Raw genomic sequence first — 5201 nt, forward strand, 5'->3', positions numbered from 1 at the left:
TAAGTTAAGTTAAAAAAATTAGCGTTATTTTTTTAATAGAGTGTTTTTTAAAATTTTAACTGGTAAAATTTAACTTATAAAACCAAAAAAATTATGAATATAAATATTTATACGACAACTCTCTTGACAAACACCGTGAAGAACTTGCAACAATAGAAGATTATCAATGGATATATTATATTTTCATTGAAATAAACGAATTTTTAAAATTAAAAAATAATATGTTTGAGAGATATTATGAAAAAATATGTATTTTCATAAAAAAATACATAAGCAATATAGGGGATATTTATGCTGAACCAGAAAAATATGCAGTAGGAAAAAAATATTTAGTTGGAAAATTTTGTGAAAGCCTTGTTATTATTTTAAAAAAAGAGAAGATTAATATTTCAAAAATTCAAAAAATATATATAGAACTTATAGAAATATTAGAAAAAAGTATTTCAAATAAAAAAGATTTTAGACAAATATTTGCTGGAAAGAAAGATAGTTATTCTAGTTTTATAAATTCAGTACATTATAATTTAATTAAGCTAGAAATAGTTTTTATGATAAAATTAAAAAATATAGAAAAGTTAGATGAGAAATATAGTGAAAAAATTATATTAAGAAGAGAAAGAGATTCTGTCAACGAATTTTATATGTTTTTAGGAGAAGATTTAAGTTCATTTTTAAACCTAAATGAAGTAGTAATTAAAAAATTTATTGAAAAAATAAGTGAAGAAAAAAAAGAAATGTTTTTAAATGGATTTAGTCATTCAAGAGTTATAAATGAAAATCAATATATTTTAATAAAACCTATAATTGAATATATGAATGAAAATGAGTTAGAAGAAAATATAGTTGCTAGAATAATGGAATATATGATATTAGCTTATATGTTAGAATATAAAAATTCTAATTTGAAATTTTTAGATAAAAAAGAAAATTTATCAGTATTAGGTATTCATGGCATATTTGGTGTAAAAAAAAGTTATAAGAAATTAAGTGAAAATTATAATGGAAAAGAGTTTGAAGATAAAGTAAAAAAAATATGGAATAAAATTTTAGAAATACGATGGAATGTAGAAAAAGTAGAAGATATTGAAAAAATTAAAGCTACAATATGTGCAGTTGATAATTTTGATAATATAGATGATGAAATCATTGGAAATATTAAAAGAATTATTAATTTTGTAGATGATGGTGTAAATTATAAAGTTTTTGAATATTTAAAGAGAATATTATCAGAAGAAAATTTGAATAGTGTAATAAATTGCATGAAAACATATAAATCAGATGAATGGACAGATTATTATATTATAGAATTTTGTGAAGAGATAGAAAAAATTTTACCATCAGATTTTGATGACTTTAAACAATCATGGCTTAGATCTAATACAAAAGATTCAGGATTAAGAGATTATTTATTGCAAAATAGAAAAAATTAATAAGAGATTTAAATGATTTTATAAAAATAACTAAAATAACTATTGTAATAAATATTTAGAAGATTTTAATAATAAGTGAAAAGGAGATAGATACAATATAAGTATTTATACTCCTTTTCATTTTTAAATATAATTCATATAAACTTAATAGGAGATTTAAATCTATATAGTATTATTTATGTAAAAATAATTATATATTTTAAATATAATGGAGGCTACGTATGATTTGTAATGATTGTAAAAATGAATTTGAAATAATAAATCAAGATAAAACCATTTTTAATGGTCAGTTAAATACTAATATACTGAATTTTGATGAAGTAGATATAGAGGAATATGAAGTGGAAAAAGGGGATATAATATACTATTATTTTGACAAACCACATATGGAATTAATAAAAGGTGATAAAGATGTGTGTAGCAGAGCTAGAAATGTTTGTAAAATATGTATAGAAGATTCTATTTCAAAAACATTTGAAGAGAGAAATCCTCATTATGGAGATGGTGTTTATTTTACTATGCATGATAATTTAAATAATGCTAAAGAGGAAATAAAAAGCTGTCATGGAAGTTATGTAGCTAAAAGAACTAATCGAGTAAAATTTATGGTTAAAGAAGCAGTAGAGTTTTTGAAAATATATAAAACTGGTGGCGTGCTAAAAACTAATGAGCATACTACAAATTATGATTCAGGTTTTTTAATTTTTGCTAATAAGGACAGAAAACAAGATATTATTAAATATATGTGCTTAGAAGAGTACAGGAATGGTGAATGGTGCTGTATATGAGAAGTTATATAATGAGTGATATATTTATTGAATTGAAAAAAAGTTTTGGAGATAAGTATTTTGAAAAATTAAAGCAATTAAAAGATATAAGAGCAACTAATAACATTCTAAAAGATGAAGTTATAAACTTAATAAATGAGAATCTAAACAAAAATGAATTAACTATTGTTATAGATATATTTTTAGAACTTAAGTTTTTGAATAAATTTTCTAATGATGACTTGATAAATTTAAATGAAAAGATAGTTTGTATTTTTAATGAAACTAAAAATGAAAATGTAGCTTATTACTTATTAGGATATGTTATTAATAATAAACTTAATTATGATGAAAAGCGTTTCGAAAGAAAATTTAAAAAAGTTAATGAAGAATATAAATTGGGTAATGAAATTTCACAGTTAATAATAAACAATGATGATGAAAAAGAATTAGCTATTATGAGTTGGGTTGGTGCACATAATCCAGATGAATTAAGGATAGGCGATATTTCTATAAATATTTTCAGTGTAGCTGAAAATATTAGGTTTAATTTAAATAATGATTTTTATAAGAAAAAATTAAATGATACTTTATATAATATATTAAATAAATGTGATAAATCAATTGTAGGAACTGATAATATATTAGAATTTATAATTGCAATATATCAAGACAGTACTTTTAGAAATCAAGATATAGTCAAGAAAATGCAAAAGCTTGTTAGTGTAAGTACTTCAAATTATTTAGAAAAATTATATATAGATATTTGGGAAACTAATAGATTCAATAGACTTTCAGATGGTAGTAAGTATATAGATAATGCAGCTAGAGGGAAATTAAGTCAGTTAGATTTAGACATACTTAATGATTACTTAAATAAAACTATTAAAACTAATAAAAAAGTAAATACAATAAATTTAAAGCATGGATATTCTGCAAATGATATTATTAATTTTACAAAAATAAATATTAATGAAAAGATAGACTTAGAGTTTTTAGTAAGAAAGTTAAAGATTCAATATTATGAAGAAGAGAATTTAAATTCTAATATATCAGGATACTCATTCAAAATTAAAAAATATAATAAAGCATCTATAGTAATGAATAATAATTATAAAGGAACTAAAGAGCGTAGAAGATTTACATTAGCACATGAAATAGGACATATTTGTACTAAGATAGAGGGAAAAGGGTTTTCTAATGATTATATCTTTAAAAAGACGCAAAATACGAAGAATGAAAAAGAATCAGATGTATTTGCTGGAGAATTATTATTACCACAGCAAGTAGTAGATAAATTTAATGATATTGATATAAATTATGATAGAATAGAAAATTTAGCAAAAAAATATGAAGTTTCAATTGAGATGGCTTGTAATAGAGTAGTTAAATCAGCAAAAGGATCATTTGCATTTATACTTTTATACAAAAATAATGAACAATATACAATGAAATCAGAAGGATATTGTGGAGCACAGAAAAAATTAGAAGAGTTTACAGAGTGCGTAAAAGAAATTTCAACTAACCATAGAAAACTATATAATAAAACATTTAATTATATAGTTGATGTTGAAATTAGAGGAAATTATAAATATGTATTAGTTAATGATAGATATAGTTTTAGGTAAATTAATATGTTTCGAAAGTTAACAGTATCGATACCTTAACAAGTACTACTCGGGTACTTGGATGTAATTGGAAAATGGTTATTAAGAAATTCTTTTGTCTGATAAAAGTAATATAGTTCACAGTAAATATGAACACAGAATAGAAGAAGTAAGAAAATGAAGTAGTAGAGTTAATTTTAATTAATTATTTATATTCCTACAATAATTTATAGTTATAATAGTAGTAAATTATCTATAGAGGAGTGGTTAGATGGCTTCAGTGACAGGAAGAATAAAGCAGATAAAGCAACCTAGGGGAGGGTATATCAAACCTAAAGAATTTACTAAGATAATTATTGAGGATTCTATTAAGTTAAATGAGAAAGAAAATATTCATAGTACTTTAATTGGTATGGCAGTTGATTATATGACACGTTTTACTAATGGTACATTTCTTGAAGAGGCTTTTAGAATTTCTTTAAAGGGAGCTAGTATTGCGGGTGAAAGTGCTTATGCTGGGAGTTTAATTAGTGAAATAAAGGGCTTAGATGATAATTCTATAAGAAATGCCTGTAAACTTGTTGGTTATGATACCTGTTTTAGAGCAGGAATTGCAACCTATAAGCCAGTTCAGGAAATTAACCCTGATAGTGATACAATAAATAATGTTAGGATTATGGTAGAAAGAAGCATGAAGTTTATTAAAAATTATGGTCCTATAACAGCTGATGGATTCAACTTTAGAGGGGGATATACTGATCTTATAACAAGTGGAGATGGAGATTTTTTAACAGAATCAACTCTATGGGATTTTAAAGTTTCAGTTAAAGACCCAACTAATGCTCATACATTACAACTATTAATTTATTATTTAATGGGTATGAATTCCGTAAATAAAGAAGCTTTTAGAAAGATTGAAAATTTAGGTGTATTTAATCCAAGGTTAAACACTGTTTATTTATTAGAAGCAAATAAAATATCAGAGGATATTATTAAAGATGTTTCAGAGAAAGTTATAGGTTATTAAATTAGAATTTATAGTACAAGTACTACTTGGGTACTCGGATTAATTTGGAAAAGGTGAGAGGTAATCTAAATATTTCTCACCTTATTTTTATATTTTTATAAGGACTATTAATTTTTATCTTCATCATTATCAGAATTAGTTGTAATAATCCTAACAATATTAGCAGTGGCATGAACAGGATATATTTCCTTTATAGCTCCCTTAAATATTACTTCTACCATTGTTCCTTCACTTATATCTGAAATATTAAACAATCTACTTAAATTATCCTTTTGAATCAATGTACCTTTTGTTATTTCAACCATGGCTTTATCATAGGTTGTATCATCATCTAAAGTTCCTTCTATAGTTATAGTTCCAGAGTTTTCTT

General features: G+C 23.4%; 4 protein-coding genes and 1 pseudogene. 4 read left to right on the forward strand and 1 reads right to left on the reverse strand.

Translation table 11 applies throughout. From position 1 onward, the window contains the following. The first annotated feature begins 221 nt into the window (after positions 1-221). The 4 genes from ACRDDY_RS08680 to ACRDDY_RS08695 all read left to right on the forward strand — a co-directional run bounded on the left by ACRDDY_RS08680 (position 222) and on the right by ACRDDY_RS08695 (position 4831). Positions 222-1430 (forward strand): hypothetical protein, encoded by a 1209-nt coding sequence (locus tag ACRDDY_RS08680; protein ID WP_438564559.1) that lies wholly within the window; start codon positions 222-224, stop codon positions 1428-1430. Between the two features lie 221 nt (positions 1431-1651). Next, positions 1652-2218 (forward strand): hypothetical protein, encoded by a 567-nt coding sequence (locus ACRDDY_RS08685; RefSeq protein WP_438564560.1) that lies wholly within the window; start codon positions 1652-1654, stop codon positions 2216-2218. Then, complete coding sequence (locus ACRDDY_RS08690; protein ID WP_438564561.1) at positions 2215-3825, forward strand: ImmA/IrrE family metallo-endopeptidase; 1611 nt, start codon at positions 2215-2217, stop codon at positions 3823-3825. The genes ACRDDY_RS08685 and ACRDDY_RS08690 overlap by 4 nt, the downstream gene beginning before the upstream one ends. Positions 3826-4075: 250 nt before the next feature. Then, a complete protein-coding gene (locus ACRDDY_RS08695; protein ID WP_438564562.1) occupies positions 4076-4831 on the forward strand; it encodes a hypothetical protein in 756 nt (251 codons plus the stop codon). Between the two features lie 107 nt (positions 4832-4938). On the opposite strand, the pseudogene ACRDDY_RS08700 reads toward ACRDDY_RS08695, so the two are convergent. Further along, positions 4939-5201, reverse strand: a pseudogene (locus ACRDDY_RS08700) (hypothetical protein); the annotation flags it as partial.

The sequence above is a fragment of the Clostridium sp. genome (genome assembly GCF_051656525.1).
Taxonomy (GTDB): Bacteria; Bacillota; Clostridia; order Clostridiales; family Clostridiaceae; genus Clostridium.